This is a genomic window from Frigoribacterium sp. VKM Ac-1396, from assembly GCF_015350895.1.
In the GTDB taxonomy this organism is placed as follows: domain Bacteria; phylum Actinomycetota; class Actinomycetes; order Actinomycetales; family Microbacteriaceae; genus Frigoribacterium.
Map to the genome: position 1 here is coordinate 272,008 of NZ_JADKSD010000003.1, position 16,990 is coordinate 288,997.

At 73.3% G+C, this 16,990-nt stretch carries 16 protein-coding genes and 1 pseudogene; 10 read left to right on the forward strand and 7 right to left on the reverse strand.

From position 1 onward, the window contains the following. Window positions 1-49: 49 nt before the first annotated feature. From ITJ55_RS13545 to ITJ55_RS13560, 4 genes are all read left to right on the forward strand, one after another. Window positions 50-670, forward strand: a complete 621-nt coding sequence (locus ITJ55_RS13545; protein ID WP_055976080.1) for a superoxide dismutase — start codon at window positions 50-52, stop codon at window positions 668-670. A 110-nt stretch (window positions 671-780) separates the two neighbouring features. Further along, window positions 781-2,040 (forward strand): sensor histidine kinase, encoded by a 1,260-nt coding sequence (locus ITJ55_RS13550; RefSeq protein WP_194595867.1) that lies wholly within the window; start codon window positions 781-783, stop codon window positions 2,038-2,040. Further along, entirely contained in the window at window positions 2,037-2,774 is a 738-nt protein-coding gene (locus ITJ55_RS13555; RefSeq protein ID WP_228498526.1) for a response regulator transcription factor, read from the forward strand. The genes ITJ55_RS13550 and ITJ55_RS13555 overlap by 4 nt, the downstream gene beginning before the upstream one ends. Beyond that, the gene (locus ITJ55_RS13560) at window positions 2,771-3,721 is read left to right on the forward strand and encodes a hypothetical protein (protein WP_194595868.1); all 951 of its coding nucleotides are present in this window, start codon (window positions 2,771-2,773) and stop codon (window positions 3,719-3,721) included. The genes ITJ55_RS13555 and ITJ55_RS13560 overlap by 4 nt, the downstream gene beginning before the upstream one ends. 48 nt (window positions 3,722-3,769) lie before the next feature. Here the strand turns inward: ITJ55_RS13560 and ITJ55_RS13565 are convergent, their stop codons facing one another. Then, the gene (locus ITJ55_RS13565; RefSeq protein WP_194595869.1) at window positions 3,770-4,447 is read right to left on the reverse strand and encodes a ScbR family autoregulator-binding transcription factor; all 678 of its coding nucleotides are present in this window, start codon (window positions 4,445-4,447) and stop codon (window positions 3,770-3,772) included. A gap of 244 nt (window positions 4,448-4,691) precedes the next feature. Then, window positions 4,692-5,657, reverse strand: a complete 966-nt coding sequence (locus tag ITJ55_RS13570; RefSeq protein ID WP_194595870.1) for an EamA family transporter — start codon at window positions 5,655-5,657, stop codon at window positions 4,692-4,694. A gap of 71 nt (window positions 5,658-5,728) precedes the next feature. Between ITJ55_RS13570 and ITJ55_RS13575 the strand changes: the two genes are divergently transcribed. Next, entirely contained in the window at window positions 5,729-6,631 is a 903-nt protein-coding gene (locus ITJ55_RS13575) for a LysR family transcriptional regulator (protein ID WP_194595871.1), read from the forward strand. A gap of 9 nt (window positions 6,632-6,640) precedes the next feature. Beyond that, window positions 6,641-6,886: pseudogene (locus tag ITJ55_RS13580) on the forward strand (Txe/YoeB family addiction module toxin); the annotation flags it as partial. Between the two features lie 10 nt (window positions 6,887-6,896). Here the strand turns inward: ITJ55_RS13580 and ITJ55_RS13585 are convergent. After that, window positions 6,897-8,216, reverse strand: coding sequence for a M23 family metallopeptidase (locus ITJ55_RS13585; protein WP_194595872.1), 1,320 nt, complete (start codon window positions 8,214-8,216; stop codon window positions 6,897-6,899). Between the two features lie 306 nt (window positions 8,217-8,522). Here ITJ55_RS13585 and ITJ55_RS13590 point away from each other — a divergent pair, with 306 nt between their 5' ends. Then, a complete protein-coding gene (locus tag ITJ55_RS13590) occupies window positions 8,523-9,593 on the forward strand; it encodes a glycoside hydrolase family 6 protein (RefSeq protein ID WP_194595873.1) in 1,071 nt (356 codons plus the stop codon). Window positions 9,594-9,636: 43 nt separating this feature from the next. Here ITJ55_RS13590 and ITJ55_RS13595 read toward each other — a convergent pair whose 3' ends face one another. Continuing rightward, window positions 9,637-10,035 (reverse strand): MerR family transcriptional regulator, encoded by a 399-nt coding sequence (locus ITJ55_RS13595; protein ID WP_194595874.1) that lies wholly within the window; start codon window positions 10,033-10,035, stop codon window positions 9,637-9,639. 97 nt (window positions 10,036-10,132) lie between these two features. Between ITJ55_RS13595 and ITJ55_RS13600 the strand changes: the two genes are divergently transcribed. After that, window positions 10,133-11,779 carry a SulP family inorganic anion transporter gene (locus tag ITJ55_RS13600; protein ID WP_194595875.1) on the forward strand — a complete coding sequence of 549 codons (1,647 nt, stop codon included), beginning with the start codon at window positions 10,133-10,135 and terminating at the stop codon, window positions 11,777-11,779. Window positions 11,780-12,018: 239 nt separating this feature from the next. Here the strand turns inward: ITJ55_RS13600 and ITJ55_RS16555 are convergent, their stop codons facing one another. Beyond that, window positions 12,019-13,221 (reverse strand): C40 family peptidase, encoded by a 1,203-nt coding sequence (locus tag ITJ55_RS16555; RefSeq protein WP_194595876.1) that lies wholly within the window; start codon window positions 13,219-13,221, stop codon window positions 12,019-12,021. A 139-nt stretch (window positions 13,222-13,360) separates the two neighbouring features. Further along, a complete protein-coding gene (locus tag ITJ55_RS13610) occupies window positions 13,361-13,978 on the reverse strand; it encodes a DUF1992 domain-containing protein (protein WP_194595877.1) in 618 nt (205 codons plus the stop codon). A gap of 159 nt (window positions 13,979-14,137) precedes the next feature. On the opposite strand from ITJ55_RS13610, the gene ITJ55_RS13615 reads away from it, so the two are divergent. Continuing rightward, window positions 14,138-14,554 (forward strand): hypothetical protein, encoded by a 417-nt coding sequence (locus ITJ55_RS13615; protein ID WP_194595878.1) that lies wholly within the window; start codon window positions 14,138-14,140, stop codon window positions 14,552-14,554. 78 nt (window positions 14,555-14,632) lie between these two features. Here ITJ55_RS13615 and ITJ55_RS13620 read toward each other — a convergent pair whose 3' ends face one another. Beyond that, window positions 14,633-15,124 carry a hypothetical protein gene (locus ITJ55_RS13620; RefSeq protein ID WP_194595879.1) on the reverse strand — a complete coding sequence of 164 codons (492 nt, stop codon included), beginning with the start codon at window positions 15,122-15,124 and terminating at the stop codon, window positions 14,633-14,635. A gap of 594 nt (window positions 15,125-15,718) precedes the next feature. Here ITJ55_RS13620 and ITJ55_RS13625 point away from each other — a divergent pair. Then, window positions 15,719-16,906: a BMP family protein gene (locus ITJ55_RS13625; protein ID WP_194595880.1), complete on the forward strand. Its 1,188-nt coding sequence runs from the start codon at window positions 15,719-15,721 to the stop codon at window positions 16,904-16,906. Window positions 16,907-16,990: the final 84 nt, after the last annotated feature.

Genomic DNA, 16,990 nt, shown 5'->3' on the forward strand with positions numbered 1-16,990 from the left:
ATGGGTGGAGGTCGTACGGTGGATGCAGGTCAATTCGAAAGGACCCCACATGGCTGAGTACACCCTGCCCGATCTGCCTTACGACTACTCCGCTCTGGCGCCGCACATCAGCGCGAAGATCATGGAGCTGCACCACTCCAAGCACCACAACACCTACGTCACCGGTGCGAACACGGCCAACGCCGCCCTCGCCGAGGCCCGCTCGACGGGTGACCTGGCGAACGTCAACAAGCTCGAGAAAGACCTGGCCTTCAACCTCGGCGGCCACGTCAACCACTCGATCTTCTGGACGAACCTCACCCCCGAGACCAGCGAGCCCACCGGCGACCTGCTCGAGGCCATCGGCCGCGACTTCGGCGACCTCGAGAAGTTCAAGGCCCACTTCACCGCCACCGCGCTCGGCGTGCAGGGCTCGGGCTGGTCGGTGCTCGCCTATGACGTGCTCGGCCAGCGCCTCAGCGTCTTCCAGCTCTTCGACCAGCAGGGCAACGTGCCGTTCGGCCTGGTCCCGCTGCTGATGCTCGACGTCTGGGAGCACGCCTACTACCTCGACTACCAGAACGTGCGCGCCGACTACGTCAAGGCCTTCTGGAACATCGTGAACTGGAGCAACGTCGAGGCCCGCCTCGCCGCCGCGACGACCAAGACCGACGGTCTGATCACGCTCTAGTCCCACCCTCCGCACCACGTCTCGTCCCCACCCCCGGCACGTTCGTCCTCAAGGATGAAAACCCCGAGGAGGCGCGCGCGGCCCGCCGACGACGCCTTACGGTCGTCGACATGGACACCATCCCCGACGACCTGCGCACCTGGGTGCCGCGTCTCGCGGCCCCCGTCGCCGCCGCGGTCTTCGTGCTGCTGTGGACGATCGCCGAGGCCGGCCGGGGCGACCTCGCCGAGAACGTCGTCGTGTTCGCGCTCTTCGGCATCGCGATCGGCCTCGCCGTGTGGATGCCCTGGACGGCGATCGGGGTGCTGACGGTCGTGCCGGTCCTGCAACTGGCCGGGTGGGTCGAGCCGCCCGAGTCGACGACCTGGCCCACCTACCTCGCCATCGCGTTCGTGGCCTTCTTCGCGGCCTTCGCCCGGTCGGTCGCCGTCCGCCTCGTCGCCCTCGCCGCCGCCGGCCTCGCCTCGGGGCTCGCCGCCATCGCGATGGCCGTGCCCACCCTCGCCCGACCGTACGTCTGGTCGTCGTGGGTCGGCGGCGGGCAGGGCACGCGCACCGACGTCATCACCCTGGCGGCCTCGCTGTTCGGCGCCGCCGCCGCGGCCTGGGCCGTCGGCATCTTCCTGTCGAGCGTGCTGCGGGTGCGCCGCATCGGGCAGGTGCTCGAGCGCACCGAGACGCGGTTCCACGAGACCGACGTCGAACTGCGGCTCGCCCACGACCGGGCCCGCATCTCACGCGACGTGCACGACGCGCTCGCCCACTCGCTCGCCGTCGTCGTGTCCCAGGCGCAGGGCGCGCTCGCCCTCTCGGCCACGCGCCCCGAGGTCGTCGACCAGGCGCTGCGCACCATCGCCGACGTCGGCCGCACGTCGCTGGTCGATGTGCGCCACCTGGTCGAGCGCATCCAGCAGGACGCCGACGACACCTCGCCCCGCGAGACGATCGCCGACCTCGAACGGTTGGCGACGACCATGCGCGACGTGGGCATGACGGTGACACTGCGGCACCTCGGCGACGCCGCCGAGCTGCTGCCGTCGCAAGAGCTCGCGGTCTTCCGCATCGTTCAAGAGAGCCTGACCAACGCCCTCAAGCACTCCGGCTCGTCGAGCACGGTCGACGTCGCGCTCGACTGGCGCGGCCCCGGCCTCGCCCTGCTCGTGACCTCGTCCGGCGACGCTCCGCTCGTGGCCGCCCGTCGGGGCACCGACCGGGGCACCGGCATCGCCGGCATGAGCGAGCGCGCCCGGTTGGCGGGCGGCTGGTTGACCGCCGAGCTCGGCGACGACGGCGTGTTCGTCGTCACCGCGTTCGTGCCCACGCCCGAACCGATCGGCGTTCTGCAGTCCTGGACGGAGCAACCCGCATGACCGACGTGACGAGTTCGGTGACGCGCACCGCGCCTCCTGCCCTGGTGCGGGTGGTCGTCGTCGACGACCAGCCGCTGTTCGCCTCCGGGCTGCAGATGCTGATCGAGGCGCAGCCCGACCTGGTCTGCGTGGGCACCGCCGTCGACGGGGCCGCCGGCGTGGCCCTGGTCGAGCGCGAACGGCCCGACGTCGTGCTGATGGACCTGCGCATGCCCGTGATGAACGGCCTCGAGGCGACGACCCGCATCGTGGCCGCGGCGGACAGCGACCCCGACGCGACCCCGCGCGTCGTCGCCCTGACGACGATCCAGCGCGACGAGGCCGTGTTCAGCGCGCTGAAGGCCGGCGCCTACGCGTTCTTGACCAAGGACGCCACGCCCGACGAGGTGCTGACGACCATCCGGGCCGCGGCGGCCGGCGAGCCGGTGCCGACGGCGGCCGCGGCGCTCGACGTGGTGCACGCGTTCGCCGTGCCGACCCCCTCGCCGACGAGGCGCACCGCGCCCCTCGAGGTGTTGTCGCCGCGCGAACGCGAGATCTTCCTGCTCGTGGCGCGGGGCCTGAGCAACGCCGAGATCGCCGAGAGCGCGTGGCTGAGCGAGGCGACCGTCAAGAGCCACGTGCGTGCGGTGCTGCAGAAGCTGGGCATGCGCAACCGGGTGCAGATCGTCGTCTTCGCCTACGAGAACGACCTGGTGGGCCCGGCGCCCACCGACGAAGGGGGCACCCGATGAGCGACCGGCAACGCGTGGCGGACCACGCCGTCTCGACGCGGCAACGCCGCGCGAAGCGCGTGACCCTCGGCGCCGTGGTGGCGGTCGTCGTGGGCGTCGTCGCGTACGGCATCCCCGCGAACGCGGCGTACGCCCTGCCCGACCTGCCCGAGAAGGACGTCGAGGCGTGGACGATGCCGCTCGACCGGTACGTGCCGATCGGTCAGAGCTCGTCGAACTACGCCGAGCTGCTCGTCGTGCAGCCGTGCATGCTCGATGCGGGCTACGACGAGTACGTGCTGCCGTGGCGTGACGTGGCGGCAGCCGACCGGGCGGACGAACTGTCGATGAACGGTTCGCTGCGCCTCCGGGCCTTCGACCTCGCGACGGCCGAGACCCGCGGCTACCACGCCGCCTCGGTGGTCGACCCCGGGGCCGCCGACTGGTACGAGTTCGCGATGCAGTCCTGGACCGCCGAGAAGTCCGACCAGCTCGACACCTGCGTGCAGCGTGCTCACAAGACGGTGCCGTCGTTGGACGACTACTACAACCGGACCCAGTCGCTCGTCCGCCTCAACAACGCGGCGTTCGAGGGCGCGCGCCACGACCCGTCGGTGACCGCCACCTGGGCCGACTGGCGCTCGTGCATGCAGGCCGCCCGGGTCGGCGACGTCGCGGACGACCCCTCGGGCATGCCGACCCTCGATATGGTCGACCGCTTCGAGACGCTCGACTCGAGCACGCCCCCCTCCGACGACGAGCTCGAGATCGCGACGGCCGACGCCCGGTGCCGCGAGTCCTCGGGCTACCGTGACGCCCTCTACGAGGCCGAGTGGCAGCGTCAGCTCACGGTGCCGCACGACGACGGCGAACTGCTGGCGCAGATCGACACCGCCGCCCTGGCCGCGGACGACGCCGAGGTGCGACGCGTGCTCGCCGAGCTCACGCCGGCCCGACCGACGTCGTGACCGGGGGCGCACCCCTCTCGGGGGACTGGAAAACCGGACGCCCAGTATCTATTCTGGGTCCGCAGAGGACACGTCGGGGGACGGGGGAACGTCCGACGGCCTGATCAGCGGGGGCAACGAGCTGGTCAGGCCCTCGCGACCGGGGGACACCACGGTCGGCAGCACGAACGCCCACATGTCGCGCAGCCGGTCGAAGAGGTCGGCGCGGCCGGTGAGGGCCTGCGACACGATGTGCACGCCGGCGTACGACCCGACGACGAAGCGGGCGACGCTCTCGACGTCGGTGTCGGCGCGGAAGTCCCCCTCGGCGACGGCCCGGTCGACGAGATCCGAGATCTGGGCCTGCCAGTCGAGGTAGGGGTGCTCGACCTGCAGGTCGCGACTGGGCGACTGGGTGGTCAGGCGGATGCCCGCCGTGACGAGCACCTCGGTGGTCAGCTGCGTCGCGAGCGACGCGCACGAGAGCATGAGCGCCTCGGCACCGCTGCCGGCGGTGGCGGACACCTGGTCGGCGTACGCCCGAGAGAGGGTGTGCTGCTCGGTGATCACCGCGTTCGCCAGGTCGGCCTTCGACCGGAAGTGGAAGTACAGCGCGCCCTTGGTCACGGCGGCGGTCTCGGCGACGAGGTCGAGCGAGGCCTCGCTGTAGCCGTGCTCGTCGAAGACCACGGCGGCCCCGCGGATGATGGCGGCACGGGTGGCCAGGGCGCGTTTCTGCTGGGGCATCGGGTGGGTTTCTCCTGCGGGTCGACACGATGCCCTGCGGGGCACCGCACGGCCTCCCCCCGTCGGCCGCTGCTCACGTTACCGGGGCGACCTGCGCCCTCCGGACGCGGCCGGGGTACGCGTGGCGAAGCGTTTCGGGGTACGACCGACCGGTCCACCCGGGCGGACGTCCAGCCCCGCCCCGCGCTGGCGTGCGGCCGTCCGCTCGGCCACGAGACCACCGCGGTGCAGATGAAGAAGCCCGTCAGCGCCTGACGGCCGGCCCGGGAGGCGCGGTGCCGGTCTCGGCGACGGCCACCGACCCGGGCGGGTCGACCCGCGCCTCCTCGGGGTCGTCGACCACCGCGCGGGGCACGCGGCTGGCGTAGAGCACGCCGCCGACCACCGCGACCCCGGCGACGAGCTCGACCGTGTCGGGCACCTCGCCGAACGCCAGCCACGACGCCAGCACGCCGACGACCGGCACCAGCATCGAGAACGGTGCGACGGTGGCCGACGGGTAGACCGAGAGCAGGCGGGTCCAGATGCCGTAGCCGACGAGCGACGCGATCAGCACGAGGTAGAGCAGGCAGAGCACCGACGGCAGGGCCTCGAGCGTGAAGACGGTGCCGAGGCTCTCGCCGATGCGCGTCGGCCCTTCGACGACGAACGACAGGGCGAGCATCGGGACGGGCGCGACGATCGACATCCAGAGCGTCAGGTGCAGCGGGTTCGGCGGCGCGGCCCGTCGCACCGCGACGTTGCCGATCGCCCACCCGAGGGCCCCGCAGAGCGTCAGCACGACGGGCAGCAACGCGGCGACCTGCGATCGGTGGCCGGCGATGACGACGAGCCCCACGACGGCGATGCCGATGCCGACGGCCTGCCGGCGCGTGATGCGCTCGCGCAGCCAGACGCCGGCGATCACGACCGTGAAGGGCGCGGACGCCTGCAGCACGAGCGAGGCGAGCCCCGAGGGCATGCCCGCCGCGATGCCCAGGTACAGGAAGGCGAACTGCAGCATGCCCAGGGTGGCCCCCACCAGCAGGAGGCGCGACCACGGGATCGCCGGACGCGGCACGAGCAGCACGGTCGGCACCGCGAGCAACGTGAAGCGGAGGGCCACGAGCAAGAACGGCGGGAAGTGCTCGAGGGCGATCGCCGTCACGGGGAAGTTCAGGCCCCAGCAGACGGCGACGACGAGGGCGAGGAGGCGGTCGCGGACGGTCACCTGACCATCGTCGTGCACCGCACCGTTCAGGACCAGACCAGATCACCGCGTCGTCTTTGTAGGCTGCCTTCATGGACCTCACCCACCTCGACCTGCTGCGCGAGCTGGCCGACCGAAGCAGCGTCACCGCGGTCGCCGAGGCGACCCACCGGTCGCCCAGTGCCGTGTCGCAGCAGCTCAAGACGCTGCAGCGTCAGCTGGGCGTCGAACTCGTGCGTCGGGTCGGACGCGGCGTCGAGTTGACCGAGGCCGGCCGGGCCCTGGCCCGAGCCTCGGTGGGCGTCGCGACGGCGGTCGCCGAGGCCGAGGCCGCGTTCGAGGCGGTTCGCGGCGGCACCGGGGGCGTCGTGCGGGTGTCGATGTTCGCGTCGGCGGCCGAGCTGCTGCTGCCGGGGCTCCTGCACCGCATGCGGGCCCACGCCGGCATCGAGCTCGAGGTCGCCGACCGCGACGTGTCCGAGGACGAATTCGCACCCCTGACGGCCGACTTCGACGTCGTCCTCGCCCACCGCTCCGACGGCGTGCTACCCCCGGGCCGCGAGGCCCTCACGGTCGTATCGCTGCTGCGCGAACCGCTCGAGGTGGCCCTGCCGCTCGACCATCCGCTGGCGGACCGCTCGCGGGTGGCGATCGACGACGTCGTCGGCGAACCCTGGATCGGCGTGCCCGAGGGCTACCCGATCGACCGCGTGCTGGTGTCGATGGCCCTGCAGTCGGGCGTCACGCCGCACGTCGTGCACCGCACCGTGCACCTGCCCCTCATCGAGGACCTCGTGGCCGCCGGCCACGGGGTCGCCCTCGTCCCCCGCCACACCTCGGCGTCGCGGGCTCCCGGCAGGTTCCACCTGGCGACGCTCGAGAACGTCCGGGCCGGCCGCCACCTCGAGGCCCTGCTGCGACCCGACCGCGCCGCCCGCCGGGCCGTCCGCACCGTCGTCGACGAGATCCGGGCCGAGGCGTCGTCGATCTCGTGACACGAGCCCGACGAGGACGCATGGGACGACTACCTGTACTGGCACACGCAGGACCGGAAGGTCCTGAAGCGCATCGACGGCCTGATCCGCGACATCGAACGCAACGGGAACGAAGGCATCGGGAAGCCAGAGGCACTCGAGCACGGATTCCACGGCTTCTGGTCTCGACGCGTCACGGACGAGCACAGGCTCGTCTACGAGGTGACCGAGACGGACGTCCTGATCGCTCAGTGCCGGTACCACCACTCGGACTGAGGCCGGCCGCTCAGCGCACGCCCTTGGTCGCGAGGAAGGCCACGGGGTCGGTGGCGACGCCGCCCAGGCGCACCTCGAGGTGCAGGTGGCAGCCGGTCGAGCCGCCCGAGGTGCCGACCCCCGCGATGTTCTGACCGGCCTCGACCTGCTGGCCCACCGAGACGTACACGCCGCTGCGCTCCATGTGGGCGTAGGCGCTGCTGACGCCGCCGCCGTGGTCGACCACGATCAGGTTGCCGTAGCCGCTCGACGGCCCGGCGTAGCTGACGCGGCCGGCCGAGACGGCGTAGATCGGGGTGCCGCAGGTCGCACCGAAGTCGGCACCGGCGTGCAGCTTGTACTCGCCCGTGATCGGGTGCGTGCGGTAGCCGTAGGCCTGGTACGAGCCGTACGACCGGATGGCCGTGACCCAGCCGGTGCCCGGGTCGGGCACGACGACACCGGGGCCGGGCCCGCCGGTGCCGGGAGCCACGGGGCCCGTGCCCCCACCGGCGACCGGTGCCGGTCGGGCGGCCGCCGCAGCGGCGGCCGCGGCAGCCGCCTGCGCCTGGGCGTAGGCCTGCTCGAGCGTCAGACGGTCGTCTTCGAGCAGGGCCGCCTGGGCCGCGAGGGTGGCCCGCTCGTCGTCGACGGCGGCGAGGTCGGCCTCGGCGGACACGCTCGCAGCCGCCGCCTCGTCGAGGGCGGCCTGCGCGTCGCCCGCGAGCCTGTCGCGCTCGGCGAGCGCGACGGCGGCCTGTTCGGCCAACGAGGTCGCCAGGTTGTCGGAGGCCTGGGCGCGCTCGCGCAACCGGCCGACGTTCTCGCCGAGCTTGCTCGACAGGCTGAGGCCCCGCAGGACGTCTCGGGCGCCGTCGCCCGCCGAGAGCAGGTCGCCCACCATCCCCCCGCTGCCGGGTCGGGCCATCAGGGCGGCGGCCTGGCCGACGACCCGGCGCGCCGAGTCGGCGGTCTCGCGGGCCTCGGCCCGGCGCGTCTCGAGCTGTTCGTGCCGCGCCGTGGCCTCGTCGACGGCCGCCTGCGCGTCGCCCAGGACGCGGCCGGCCTCGTCGGCCGACGCCCGTGCGGCGTCGGCGCGGGCCGAGGCGTCGTCGAGCGCGGTCTGGATGTCGGCGAGCGCCTTCTTCTTCGCGGTCTCGTCGTCACGCGCCGCGACGACGGCCTGCCAGGTGGGGACGGCCGCGACGGCAGGGTCGGGGACGAACACCGTCGCCAGCAGGGCCAGCGCCAGGACGACGGACGCGGCCCACGCCCGGCGGGGCAGGGACGCGGCGCGCGCCCGGCGGGGCAGGGGGGAGGTGTGGCGGGAGGGGATGTCCGAGGGGGGCATGGCTCTCTGTCTGTCTGGTGCGGACTCGGTCCGATGTGGACGCGCGTCGGCGGCGGTGCAGGGGGTCCGCGCTCGGGCTCGCGGATGTTCCACCCTACCGAGGGGGGGCGGGAGGCGACGGACGCGGGCGACGGTCACCGCGCCTCCTCGGGGGTGGCGTCGGGCTGGGGACGAGACGTCGACGGGAACCCGGCGAGGTACGGCGGTGTCCCCCTTTCGGCCCCTGTGGGCGAGGGGGCATCCGTGGTCGACTGGCCCTTCCACCACCGTCGGGGCAGCACCCCGACTGCGCCGAGAGAGGCGCCGATGGCATCGTCCCGCCCCACCCCGGCCACCCTCGGCTTGCTGGCCGCGGCGGTCGTCCTCGCGCTGACGGCGTGCTCGTCGGGCGACAGCACCCGCCCCAGGCCGACCGACGGGCCGTCCACACCGAGTCCGACCCCGACCTCGCAGGCGACGCGGGTGACGCCCGACACGATCCGGACGGCTCCGACCGAGGCGGTGTTCCGCGGCGGCATCGCGCTCGAGCCGAACTCGCTGGCCGTGCGGGCCGAGGCGACGCTGGGTGCCGACGGCGAGACGGACGCCGCCCGCGCCGCCGCCCTCATCGCCAAGCGTCCGGTCGCGATGTGGATCGGCGACGGGTACGACGACGCCCGACTCGTGTCGGTGATCACCGACTACCTCGCCGCCGCCGAACGCCAGGGCGCGACGCCCGTCTTCGTCACCTACGCGATCCCCGACCGGGACTGCGGCAACTACTCGGCCGGCGGGCTGTCGGCCGAGCGCTACCCCGCCTGGAACGCCACCATCGCGGCCACCCTCGCCGGGCACCGGGCCGTCGTCATCGTCGAACCCGACTCGCTCGGCATGCTGAGCCGGTGCCCGCAGCTGGCCGAGACGCGCCTCCCGCTGCTGAAGCAGGCGGTCGCCGACTTCGCGGCGGTCGGCGTGCCCGCGTACCTCGACGGCGGCAACTCGCACTGGGTGGCGCCTGAGGTGATGGCCGAACGACTCGAGGCGGCGGGCGTCGACCGGGCACGCGGCTTCTTCACCAACGTGGCGGGGTTCTACCCTGTGGGCGACGAGCGGCCCTACGCCGAGGAGCTCGCCGCGATGACGGGCGGCAGCCGCTACGTGATCGACGTGTCGCGCAACGGGCGCGGCTGGAAGGGCACCTGGTGCAACCCGGACGACGTCGGCCTCGGCCAGGACCCCCGCGTCGTCGAGGACGACGGACGCCTCGACGCCCTGCTCTGGGTCAAGACCCCCGGCATCAGCGACGGCACCTGCAACGGCGGCCCGGCGGCGGGCGAGTGGTACCCGTCGTACGCCGAGATGCTCGTCGACCGACGGCCGGAGTGGGCCCGCAGCTGACCCGCGGCCGGCCCGCCAGGCGACGGGCCGAGACCCGCGGCGCTCAGCGCAGGCGGGCGCGCAGCAGCTCGAGGAACTCGTCGGCCATCGCGAGCTGCCGCTCGAGCTTCGCGCGGCGCTCGACGGTCTCGTCGACGAACGCGGCCAAGGAGGCGCGGGTCGCCTGAGCGGGCCCGTCACCCTCGTCGTCGGCACCACCGTCGAGCGCGCCGACGACCCGCAGCAGCTCGGCCATCTCGTCGAGGCTGAACCCCAGCGGCTTCATCCGCCGGATCACCATGAGCCTCAGGTAGTCGTCGTGCGTGTAGAGCCGGAACCCGCCCTCGCTGCGGCCGGAGGGAGTGAGCAGCCCCACCTCGTCGTAGTGCCGGATCGTGCGCAGAGACATGTCGGTGCGCTCGGCGAGCTCGCCGATCTGCATCATGGCGATCTCATCGGGCATGGGCTCTCGTTTCATCTCTACCCTCACGTGACGGTAGGGTCGCATCGTACGGCAGTGTCGCCGGTCCCCATTCTTCCGCACACCCCTGGAGTCCTCCGTGACCGCTGCCCCCGACTCCGACCGCGCGCGCCCTGAACCCGCCGCGCGGTCGGCCCGCCCCGCCGACACCGTGCTGTCCGTGTTGCGCGACCCGCGCCTCCTGACCCGCGAGGCCCTGGCCGGCGTCGTCACGACGCTGGCGCTCGTGCCCGAGGTCATCTCGTTCTCGGTGATCGCCGGGGTCGACCCGATGGTCAGCCTCGTCGCGTCGATCGTGCTGGCGCTCGTCATGTCGGTGCTCGGAGGCCGGCCGGCGATGGTCACGGCCGCGGCCGGGTCGGTCGCCCTCGTCATCGCGCCGCTGGTGCGCGAGCACGGCACCGACTACGTGCTGCCGACGGTCGTCCTGGCCGGGCTCGTGCAGCTCGCGTTCGGGCTGGCGGGCCTCGCCCGCCTCATGCGGTTCATCCCGCGGTCGGTCATGATCGGCTTCGTCAACGCCCTGGGCGTGCTGATCTTCGTGGCGCAGGTGCCGCACATCATCGACCAGCCGTGGGTCGTCTACCCGCTCTTCGCGTTGACGATCGCGATCGTCGTGCTGCTGCCGAAGGTGACCAAGGCCGTTCCGGCTCCGCTCGTCGCGATCGTCGTCGTGACGGTCATCGCCGTGGCCGCCCGCCTCGACGTGCACACCGTCGGCGACGAGGGCCCGATGGGCGGCGGCCTGCCCGGGCTGACCCCGTGGCTCGCGCCGTTCACGCTCGAGACGTTGCAGATCATCTGGCCGACGGCGCTCAGCGTGGCCTTCGTCGGACTGATGGAGACCCTGCTCACCGCCAAGCTCGTCGACGACATCACCGAGACGCCATCGCACAAGGGCAAGGAGTCGTGGGCGCTCGGCGTCGCCAACATCGCGGCCGGCTTCTACGGCGGCATCGCGGGCTGCGCCATGATCGGGCAGACCGTGGTCAACGTGAAGATCGGCCGGGCCCGTACGCGGGTGTCGACGATCGTGGCGGGGCTCTTCCTGCTGCTGCTGGTCACCGGGCTGAGCGCCGTGATGTCGACGATCCCGATGGTCGCGTTGGCGGCGGTCATGATGATCGTGGCGATCACCACCGTCGACTGGCATTCGCTCCGGCCGTCGACCCTGCGACGCATGCCCGTGCCCGAGACACTGGTCATGGTGGTCACGGTCGCCGTGGTCGTCGCGACGAACAACCTCGCCCTCGGAGTCGCCGTCGGCGTGCTGCTCGCCATGGTGCTGTTCGCCCGCCGGGTGGCCCACGTGATCACGGTCGAGCGCCACGTGACGCCGGGTGCGGGTGGCGTCGCCGAGGCCGGCTCTCGCGCCGCCGAGGCCTCGGAGGCCTCGGACGCCTCGGAGGCCTCGGACGCCTCGAACGCAGGAGGCGCGGGCGCCGTCGTCGACGGAGCCCCGGCCCCCGAGACGGTGCGGTACGACGTCGTCGGCCCGCTGTTCTTCGGCAGCAGCAACGACCTCGTCGAGCACTTCTCCTACGGTGACGACCCGGCGACCGTGGTCGTGGACCTCTCACGCGCCCAGGTCTGGGACGCGTCGAGCGTCGCGGCCCTCGACTCGGTCGACGAGAAGTTCCGGGCGCACGGCGTCACGGCGACCTTCGTCGGGCTCGACGATCGCAGCGAGGCCTTCCACGGGAGGCTGACCGGCCGCCTCGGGTGAGCAGGTCGGTGCGGGGGCTCGACCCGCGCCTCCTCGGCCTGCGCCGACGTCCGCCCCGGTCGTCGCCGACCGTGTGACCGGTCGCGAGCGGCACGATGGCCATGGGCCGGCGGCGGACCTGCCGGAACGCGGAACCCTGAGGCGTGGCTCGCCACGTCAGGACGACCGGACCCGGGAGGCGCGGGTCGTCAGCTCAGGGCGCGTGGCGACCTGAGGCGGCCGAGGCCCGAGGACCCGGCTCAGCCGTCGATGCGGACGTAGTGGTGCGCCTGGTTCCAGATCGGGCGGACGTCGACGAAGCCGCCGGGCTTCGGGGCGTCGAGGATCATGCCGTTGCCGGCGTAGATGCCGTCGTGGGCCAGGTTGTCGAAGACGACGAGGTCGCCGGGCACCGCCTCGGACTCGGGGATCGTCCGGCCCTCGGTGTTCTGCGTCGGCACGTAGTGGGTCAACTTGATGCCGAACTGCGCGTACACGAACGTGATCAGGCCCGAGCAGTCGAACTTCGACGGGTCTTCGCCGCCGTGCACGTAGGGCGTGCCGATGTACTGCAGCGCCACGGCGAGCACCTGGTCGCGGTCGAGCTCGGGGTAGAGCGGGGTCGCGAGGTAGTCGGCCGTCGTCGGACCCTCGTAGGTCGTGTTCGCGGCGGCCTTGCGGTTCTGCAGGTTCTGCGTGACGACGTCGACCATCGACGTGGCCGAGTAGGCGTCGCGGGCGGTCTCGTCGGACTCGTCGGTCAACGATGCCGTGTCGACCGAGAAGCTCTGCGAGCCCATCGCCGAACGGGCCGAGGCGCCGGACGCGACGGCCTGCGCCTCGTCTCCGGTGGTGGCGAGCAGGGGCAGCACGCCGCTGGCGGCGAACCCGACGATGGCGGTGACGATCGAGAGCTTCTTCACGGCGGTGCCGACGGTGCGGGCGGCCCCGGTGCGAGCCGTGCCTCCACGAGGCGACGAGGCGGGGCGGACGGCCGCGGCTTGCGCCCGTCGCACGCGACGGGAGAGGCGGGTCGACGCGGCGCGGGTCGACACGGCGCGGGTCGAGGCGGCGCGGGTCGAGGCGTCGCGGGCGGTACCCGAGGAGGCGCTGGCCGCGACCGAAGCGCGACCCGCGTCGGTCTCGGCGGAGGTCTCGAGGCCCAGGGTGGGGCTGATGCGTGCGGGGGCGTCACTGCGGCGCGGTCGGACGCGGGGGGCGACGGCGGCCTCGGCGGCGCCGACGAGGGCGGCGCACTCGACGAACGACTCGCGATGCGAGGTGGGAAGGACGTCGCGACGGGCACGGCGTTCGCGACGCTCGACGGCGAGTCGGGCCGAGCGCTCACCGAGCGGACGGGGCCCGGTGGCAGCCTGTGCCGACGGGGCCTGACCAGCACTTTCGTCGTGACCTGAGGTCGCGCCACCCTGACTCGTCGAGGTCGGGCCAGCGGGCTTCGTCACGCGTGCGGTCCTCTCGTCAGGGGGTGGTGCGAACACTCGACCCTAGCGCGCATCATCCTTCAGGTGTAGTTGAGCCCGGAAAAAGGTCACAGATCGGTCACGGGATCATGCGGGTGATTCGTCGGCGGGTGATCCCTGGTCACCCTCGCCCGGCGTCACGCCGCCGGACCTCTCGCCGCAGTGCCCGCCGCTCGCGCCAGCTCGGCGGTGGGGGCGGCACGGCGGCGGCCTCGGCCGCCCGCCGCGCCTGCCGTCGCTCGTGCCAGAGCAGCACCTCGGCGTCGACGTCGCGCGTCGGCGTCACGACCGGCGGGCCCCCCGACAACTGCCGTCGCGCCTCGACGATGCGGGCGTTGAAGTCGTCGAGGTGCGACCGCACGGCCGCCTCGGAGCGCAACCGGTCGAGCTCGGCGTGCAGCCCGCTGCTCTCGGCCCGCAGCGACAGGGCCGGCGGGGCGAGCCCGGTGAGGCCCTCACGCTCGATCAGGCCGCGGAGCCACCAGTCGGGGTCGACCGTTCCGCCGGCGAGGCCGGGCAGCGGCTTGCCGGCCAGCGGCAGGTCGTCGAACTCGCCGCGGGCCATCGCGAGGTCGATGGCCGTGCGCGCCCAGGCCCGCATCTCGGCGGCCGTGCGGGTGTCGCGGGGCGCGTCGTCGCTCGGCACGTCGCCGTCGACCCGGTAGCGCGCCGCCTCGACGCGGTGGTCTCGACCGGGCGGTCGACGTTCGGGCGGTCGACGTTCGGGATCTGGGGTCATGCGCCGCGCCTCCTGCGCTCGTCTCGTCGGGGCCGGCCGTGCCCGGCCGCCACCCCCGGCCTCTCGGGGGAGGCTCGTTCGTGGCGTCGAGGTTACGCCGCACCACCGACACCGGCCGGGCCTAGCCTGGAGGCCCCGCCCGCCGCCCGAGGAGGATCGATGCGCGACGCCGCCCCACCCGCCCCCGCGACGATCTCGACGGCCCACGTGCTCTGGATCGTGGTCGTCGCCCTGGGCGTCGTGGGCGCGGTCGTCGTGATGCTGTTCGGCGGCCCGGCACGGGTGTCGACGTCGGGCGGCACCCTCGCCAGCCCCCGCGGAGCCGACATCGCGGGCGGCGTGTTCGCCATCGTGCTGGCCCTCGTGCAGCTCGCCATCGCCCGGTCGATGCGCGACGGGCGGCGGTGGGCGCGGACCGCGCTGCTCGTCCTGACGATCTTGCAGGTGCTCGGCACCCTGAGCGGGGCGAACGGGGGCGGGGTGCTCACCTGGGCCTCGGTCGCCTGCGCGGCCGTCGCCTGCCTGCTGATGCTGCTGCCCCCGTCGACCGCCTTCTTCGAACGGCACGCCCGCTAGCTCGGGCCGGGCTTCGCCGAGGAGGCGCGGGTCGCATCCCGAGGAGGCACGGCGCCCTCACCGGGCGGGCCGGACCCGTCAGGCCGAGCGACCCCGGCCGCGGGCACGCAGCACGTCGACGACGACGGCGCCGACCACGGCCCCCGCACCGAGCAGGGCCAGGACGGTGCTCGAGCGCACGAAGTCCGAGCGGCGACCGCGCGGCAGGCGACCGGCTGCCAGGTCGTGCAGCAGCTGCCCGGACGCAGCCAGGCAGGCGGACTCTGCCTCGGCGTCGTGCAGCGACCAGTCGGGCACCGACACGTCGCCGATCACCGTGACGTCGCCGTCGTCCGCGTCGAACCAGACGTCGATCGGGGCCCGTCGCGGGCCCGTGATCGTCAGCACGCGCGACTGCCAGCCGACCCGGCGCAGGGTCGTGCCCGGCACCTCGTCGCCGACCCACGAGTGGACGACACGCAGCCGTCCGCTCTCCTCGGCGGCGGCCAGGTCGAGTGCCCGCCGGAGCCGGTCGACGAACGGCGGACGCTCGGGCTCGGGCAACGAGATGGTCGGCATGCCTCGGTACATGCCGACAGTGTGCCCCGCCCGCCTGGACGCCGCCGCACCCCCCGCCCGCCAGCCCGGTCCCCGACCCGACACGCGCGCCGCCCGCCGGCAACTCAGGAGAACGACGACCCCGACACCGCAAGGAGGCGCGGCGTGCGCCCATCCCCTGACTTGCCGACGCCGAGCGCGCAGCGAACGCAGCACACGCGGAGCGAACCGACGACCCGACATGCACGCGAACCGCCGGCAACTCAGGAAAACGACGACCCCGACACCACCAGGAGGCGCGGCGTGCGCCCATCCCCTGACTTGCCGACGCCGAGCGCGCAGCGAACGCAGCACACGCGGAGCGAACCGCCGACCCGACATGCACGCGAACCGCCGGCAACTCAGGAAAACGACGACCCCGACACCACCAGGAGGCGCGGCGTGCGCCGATCCCCTGAGTTGCCGACGGCAGGCGCGCAGCGAACGCAGCGGGCGCGGGCAGGCCCGAGGCACCGGTCGTGCGCGTCACGCGCTTGGCACGGAGGCCCGCAGGCAGTTGACTGTGTCCACCGCCCGGCCCGCACAGCCGGCACCCCACAGCACACCCGTTCCCGGAGGTCCCGCCTCATGCCCGTCCGCCCCGCCGCACCCGCACACGCAGCACCCGCAGCACCCACACCCGCAGCACCGGCACGCCCGGCCACCCGCCCTCGAGCCGGCCGCGCCGGGCACGGTCCGTCGTCGCGCCTCCGCCACCCGCGCCTCCTCGGGGTCGCCGGCGGCCTCGCCGGCCTGGCCCTGCTGGCGGGCTGCGCGAGCGCTCCGTCCGAGGCGGGCCCCTCGGGCAGCGCCGCCGCGGGGGAGAACTGCGCCCGCATGGTGACGAACTCGGGCGGCCTCGACGACCGGTCGTTCAACCAGTCGAGTTGGGCGGGCCTGCAGAAGGCGGAGAAGGACGACGGCATCCAGGCCCGCGTGCTCGTCTCGACGACCGAGAACGACCTGGCCCCGAACGTCGCGCAGGCCGTCGGCTCGGGCTGCGGCTTCGTGCTGACGGTCGGCTACGAGCTCGCCCCCGCCACCGAAGAGCAGGCCGCGGCCAACCCCGACATCGACTTCGCCATCGTCGACGAGACCGTCGACGCCCCGAACGTCAAGCCGATCCTGTTCGACACGGCGCAGGCCTCGTACCTCGCCGGCTATCTCGCGGCGGGTGTGAGCACGTCCGGCAAGGTGGCGACCTTCGGCGGCGGCAACCAGCCCCCGGTCACCCTGTTCATGGACGGCTTCTCGGACGGCGTCGACGCCTACAACGCCGCGCACGGCACGAGCGTGCAACTGCTCGGCTGGTCGAAGGAGGCGCAGGACGGCTCGTTCACCGGCGACTTCGAGGACGTCAACAAGGGCAAGCAGCTCGCCCAGGCCCTGATCGACCAGGGTGCCGACGTGATCATGCCGGTCGCCGGCCAGGTCGGCGAGGGTGCGGCGTCGGCGGCACTCGCCACCGGTGGCGTCGACGTGATCTGGGTCGACAACGACGGCTACGACACGTTGCCCGCCGAGTACCGGCCCGTCGTCCTGACCAGCGTGATCAAGGACACCGAGAAGGCCGTCCAGCAGATCGCGGTCTCGTCGACCGACGGCACCTTCACCAACGAGCCCTACGTCGGCACGCTCGACAACGGCGGCGTCGACATCGCGCCGTTCCACGACCTCGAGTCGTCGGTCAGCCCCGAGCTGTCCGCCGAGCTGGACGCCCTGCGCGACCAGATCGCGAGCGGCGCCGTGACGGTGACCTCGCCCAGCCAGCCGTAGGTCGGGCGGGCGCTGGCCTCGACCCCAGGAGGCGCGGTGCGCGAGGTGCCGCACCGCGCCTCCTGAAGGCGGTCGGGTTCGCGG